This is a genomic window from Corynebacterium sp. HMSC05C01, from assembly GCF_001807155.1.
GTDB classification, from domain to species: Bacteria; Actinomycetota; Actinomycetes; order Mycobacteriales; family Mycobacteriaceae; genus Corynebacterium; species Corynebacterium coyleae.
Map to the genome: position 1 here is coordinate 1 of NZ_KV787963.1, position 4,880 is coordinate 4,880.

Genomic DNA, 4,880 nt, shown 5'->3' on the forward strand with positions numbered 1-4,880 from the left:
GCCTAGGAACAAAACTCGGGGCACTTCACTGTGGGGGCGCACACCGTGGACACGCGGGAGTTGCATGAGGATGTGCTGCGGGGTGCGCAGGTGATTGTGGAGGATGTTGAGGCTGCGCGGCGGGAGGCCGGCGATGTGGCGATTGCGGTGGAGAAGGTGTGTTTTGTCAAGTTGTTTTAGGCCGTTTCGGCTCGAATTTTTAGGCCAGTTCGGCACGGTTTTGGGCCGTTTGAGCGTTGCTGGGGTTTTGAGGGTTATTTCATGAGGGCGTTTGCCATGCGGTAGGACTGGCCGGTGAAGGTAATCATGCGTCCGTGGTGGACGATGCGGTCGATGGCTGCCGCTGCCATGTCATCGTTGCCGAAGACTTGGCCCCATTGGGAAAACGCGAGGTTGGTGGTGATGATCAGGCTGCGTTGTTCGTAGGCGTCGGCGATGGCTTGGAAAAGTAACCGTGCACCGTCAGTGTCGATGGGGATGTAGCCGAGTTCGTCGATGACGAGGAGCTTGTTTTTGCCGAGTGCTGCGAGTTCTTTGTCGAGTCTTCCTGCCTGTTTAGCGTTGCGTAAGTGGTCGACTAGGCCGGCGGCGGTGAAAAACCTTGCTGGGATGCCTGCAAGGCATGTTTGGGTGGCTAGCGCGATGGCGAGATGTGTTTTCCCGGTGCCGACGTCACCGTAGAAGACGAGGTCTTCGCATCCGTTGAGAAACTCAAGCGTGGTGAGGTGTTCGCGGGTGATGTCCGTGGGCAGGGTCACTGGTGACCAGTCGTAGCCGTCGAGGGTTTTGCGTACTGGCACACGCGCACGGTGCATGAGGCGGCGGGCTCTGGATGCTGCTCTGGAAGAAAGTTCAGCTTCGAACAATTCGATGAGGATGTCGCACTGGCGTGGGGTGGCGTGTTCAACGCATTGGCGTAACACAGCGGTGGTCAAATAGAGCTGGCGGCCGAGTGTGACAACTTGGTTTTTGGTGGTTGTAGCGCTCATTTTAGGTCGCCTCCGCATGCTGTGGGGTGTTGATTGTGGTGGCAAGGAGTTGGTCGTAGGTAGCCAGGTTTGCTCTGGTGTGCTGTGTTGGTGGTGGGGTGCTGTATCGTGCAGCGATGCCAAGATGCGGTCCGGTTGGTTGAGCGTTGGCTTCTAAAAGTGCTGCAGCGGCGGTGACGGTGGCGTCGAAACCGCATTCTGCGGCGGTGGTTTGTGCATGGGTGAAAAACTCACGGCGTGTGACGGTATCTGCTTCGTCGAGGTAGCCGACGACGTTATCCGGCATATGGTGGCGAAGTGGTGAGTTCTTCCACGCTCCCGGCTTTTTGGCTAACCCTGGCAGCAGACTTATGGGGTTGATCACTGTAGCGTCTGCAGTGCCGAAGACTCTCGGCAGCGCGATGATGCGTCGAGACTCCTCGTCTAAGACGGTGATGGTGTCGTGGGACAATTCCAGCGTGACTTGCCTATTTGCCCAGGCAGGCCCGACTAGGTAGCGGTTGCCTGCTACGGTGACAATCCCGGTTTTATCGGTGCGACGCACTTCGAAACGCACCGGATTAAACCGCACCGACGGACATGCTTTGAGCGCTTGTTGATCGTGTTGAAACAGATCAGCGATTACCGCTGCCTTCTTATAATGGGTCTGCTTGGCAAACGCGGCACACCCAGAGTCCAGAAGAGCGTTTAGTTCTGCCAGTGAAGCAACTTCTGGCACGGGAACGAGCAGGTTTCGGCGGATGAACCCGACAGCGTTTTCCACATTGCCTTTCTCATGGCCTGAATACGGGTTGCAGTAACGCGACCGAGTCCGATAGTGCGCTTTAAACGCGGCGAAGAGCTCTGATTCGACAACCTTCGGGCCGACACGGCGTCCAATAGCAGTAGCGTTATCGAAGACCATCTCAGTCGGCACTCCGCCGGCAGCATCGATGACATCCAGCAATCCGGTAATGACACACTCGGCGGTTTCACCGGCGAAGGCCCTGCAAAACCTCATATTCGAGTACGGAAACGTCACCACCAAAAGGTGTACAACCTTCACATCTGACGCCAGGTTGATTTCTGCCTGGCCGAAATCAACCTGGATGATCCCGGGAGACCATTCCAACTCCATGAACCCATCTCCTGGGGCTTTATGGTCCTGCCTCCACTGCTTGACGTAGCGCTGTACCGGCGAATACGAGCCGGTATATCCATGTTCGGCGGCAAGCCGGTCACAGATGCGCTGCGCAGTGTGGCGTTGCTTGCGCGGCATGCGCTGATCTTGCTCAAGCCACCGATCAATCACGGCACACAACGTCTCACCGAGCGCTAGTGATCCTGGCTTATGTAACTTAACTGGCGGGATAGGGCTGAAATCGTCCTGGTTGACGTACTTATCGACCGTAGCGCGAGATACCGATACCGCCTTCGCGATCGCTCGTCGGGACATTCCCTCGTCATCGAGCTGTCTGATAGTTTCGATCGTGGTCATGCTGATTGTCATCTACTTTCTGGTCCCTTCCTGAAAAACCAAGTCCCGGACCTCGCGGCCAAACGAAGATGGGACATTTCTCAGGAACAGAAACCTACTGGGATGGTTACTCGGCATGGCCCTTTTTCATTCCAAAAGAGCCACACCAGTCACAGCAACGCACCAGGAAAGTGGCCTACTTTTTCACGCTGAAACGGACTAAAACAGGCCGCCGAAACGGACTACTTCCCAAGCCGAACTGGACCACCTACATCAGATCAGACACATGGAGAAGGGGCCGTTTGTGTGGGATGACGTGGTGACGATGGCTGAGGTTGTACGCGGGGAGGTGGCGCTGGATCCGGCGCGGCGGGTGGTGTTTAAGACCGTCGGGATGCCGTGGGAGGACCTGGCGGGGGGCGAGGGTGGTTGCGGGGGAGGGGTAGGTACCGCTGGTCGCCGTCTCTAAAGGTGAGAGCTGGTTGAGCGGTGCATTTAGGTGTCTGAAGCGACATTAACCGAATCGATGAAATGTTTGTTTGTCCAGGCGCAATTCCCCACGACGTTATAAATTGGGCGTATGCCGAGAGTAGATACTGCATTGGACCTCTGGGATGTGCTTAAGTCCAATAAGATTTTCCGCGCGACTGATTATGACGTGGAATTGGTAGAACAGCTTTGCGCCCACTTCGGGGTGCCAGCTGGAGTTTCTTTCGACAAGTACCTGCAGGAAAATAGTTTTTCTGCGCAGAAGTTGGCATCGGCGATGTTGAACTCGATCGAACCATTCGCGAGGATGCTAAATCAGCTATACAGCTTGTATGAGAAAATCGGCGCTAAATACGCAGATAAAGAGAACCTCAAGTTTGCAATCGCCTTAGATTCAAATGAGGACGGTTTTGAGTTCGATACTGGTGCTTTCGAAGAATGGGAGCGGATCTATTCGACAGTTAAGAATGACTGGCTCTCCTGGGACATTGACGCACCGTGGGATCTCCTGAGGCTCATCAGTGGAACAGACGGGTTTCCACAGCGGAGGTCGTCGAAGGATGAGTGGACGATTGTTGGTCTTCCCTTCCCGGAATCAGGTGACGATGAAATCGACCGAGTGTTGGCTGAAGTTTGGGAATTAAGGGAGGCTTTTCTCAAGCGAGCTCTAGACTCCGGGAAATCGCGTGCTGAGTTCGCTAGAGCGAAACTGGGCGATGTCGGTAACTACCAGGGGGTGCTAGCACACGATTATTGGGATGAACGAGCTGAAACGGTAGTAAGAGCGGCTTCAGAAGCGATAAGAGCGGGAGATCTAGAGACCGCAAGGCGTCTGAGAGAGGCGATACCTGAGATTAAATCCAAATTGCAGGACTCCGTCACAGTTCGCGTGGACACAACGATTCTTGAGTCGCTAAGAAAGCTTTTGTCGCTTCCTCTCTGGGGGCAGCGGCATGACGTTTATGCTGCTTGGGTGTTTACGTTGATTGTCGACGCGGTCGGATTCGAAAACCTGCGCTTTTGGGTTGTAGATGGCCGACTTTCATTCAACTTCTCCGGAGCCCAACTCGCGACGTACAAGTCGGTGGAGGGGGACATCGACATTTGGGCAGAGCTACGAAGCCCTCACCCGGCACCTATCGGCAAAAACAGAAAGCGAGCGATTCAACCGGACTTTTCGATCACTCGGGACCCAGTAAGCCACCCCAACACAACGATCGCTGCAATCGAGTGTAAACAGCACAAACGGGGACAGCGTCGTTCAAATCTAGAGGCGCTGCAGGACTATTCTTCTGGTCTACCGAACGCAAAAATTATGCTCGTGGGTTATGGACCGCTTGGGAATGGCTTGGTAGATGAGTTCGAGCAACCCGTTTCTCGGAGAATCGGTGTTTTTCGCGACGTGACCCCCATGCAACCTGATGCGTGTGACGGTTTCAAAAAGGATCTAGAAGCAGTGATTCCAAAAGCCTTAACAGCGATGCCTTCGACGCCTTCCGAAACGCTCTGAACTGCATTGGCTGAAACTTGCCTTTCCGTGGTTCAGCACCCGTTTCAGGGGCCTCGGATGAAGGTGCGATTCCGGAGTCTGATGTAGATGAGCACGCCTGCGAATCTCACTTAGCGGTTCGATCTCTTCTTACAGATCGGTTCTGCTCATTGGGCGTTGAGGGCTCTTATCAGGCTCAGGATCCTGAAACGCTTGCACGGTTTTAGACGTGCCGGAGGGGGTGCGGGAGGTGTCGGTGACGTTTGTGTCGAGAAGCAAGCCGGCCGATCTGCCGCACCCGTGGGTGGAGTCGGGGAGTGCTGCGGCGGATGAGATGTTGGGGCGGGCCGGGTTGGTTGTGGTGGCGACGAGTGCGGGGAACCGGTGGTTCTCGATAGGCAATTGCGCCCTGATGCGACCGTGCTTGCTGTGGGGGCGCACACCGTGGACACGCGGG

At 55.4% G+C, this 4,880-nt stretch carries 6 protein-coding genes; 3 read left to right on the top strand and 3 right to left on the bottom strand.

Translation table 11 applies throughout. The features are described from left to right. Positions 1-45 precede the first annotated feature (45 nt). A complete protein-coding gene (locus tag HMPREF3145_RS11690) occupies positions 46-180 on the top strand; it encodes a hypothetical protein (RefSeq protein WP_246817553.1) in 135 nt (44 codons plus the stop codon). A 74-nt stretch (positions 181-254) separates the two neighbouring features. Here HMPREF3145_RS11690 and istB read toward each other — a convergent pair whose 3' ends face one another. Then, positions 255-989, bottom strand: coding sequence for an IS21-like element helper ATPase IstB (gene istB, locus HMPREF3145_RS07755; protein ID WP_101733627.1), 735 nt, complete (start codon positions 987-989; stop codon positions 255-257). Between the two features lies 1 nt (position 990). Then, complete coding sequence (istA, locus tag HMPREF3145_RS07760) at positions 991-2,466, bottom strand: IS21 family transposase (RefSeq protein WP_070421491.1); 1,476 nt, start codon at positions 2,464-2,466, stop codon at positions 991-993. Positions 2,467-2,749: 283 nt separating this feature from the next. Here istA and HMPREF3145_RS11860 point away from each other — a divergent pair, with 283 nt between their 5' ends. Further along, positions 2,750-2,914, top strand: coding sequence for a hypothetical protein (locus HMPREF3145_RS11860; protein WP_168162460.1), 165 nt, complete (start codon positions 2,750-2,752; stop codon positions 2,912-2,914). A 111-nt stretch (positions 2,915-3,025) separates the two neighbouring features. Beyond that, entirely contained in the window at positions 3,026-4,444 is a 1,419-nt protein-coding gene (locus HMPREF3145_RS07770; protein ID WP_070422674.1) for a hypothetical protein, read from the top strand. Between the two features lie 129 nt (positions 4,445-4,573). Here HMPREF3145_RS07770 and HMPREF3145_RS11695 read toward each other — a convergent pair. Further along, positions 4,574-4,880, bottom strand: a 307-nt coding sequence (locus HMPREF3145_RS11695) for a hypothetical protein (protein WP_210384176.1), incomplete at its 5' end; no start/stop codon positions are given.

Bases quoted from the DNA above. Each gene is read 5' to 3' on its own strand.
- istA (WP_070421491.1), bottom strand. From the start codon at position 2,466: ATGACCACGATCGAAACTATCAGACAGCTCGATGACGAGGGAATGTCC.
- istB (WP_101733627.1), bottom strand. From the start codon at position 989: ATGAGCGCTACAACCACCAAAAACCAAGTTGTCACACTCGGCCGCCAG.
- HMPREF3145_RS07770 (WP_070422674.1), top strand. From the start codon at position 3,026: ATGCCGAGAGTAGATACTGCATTGGACCTCTGGGATGTGCTTAAGTCC.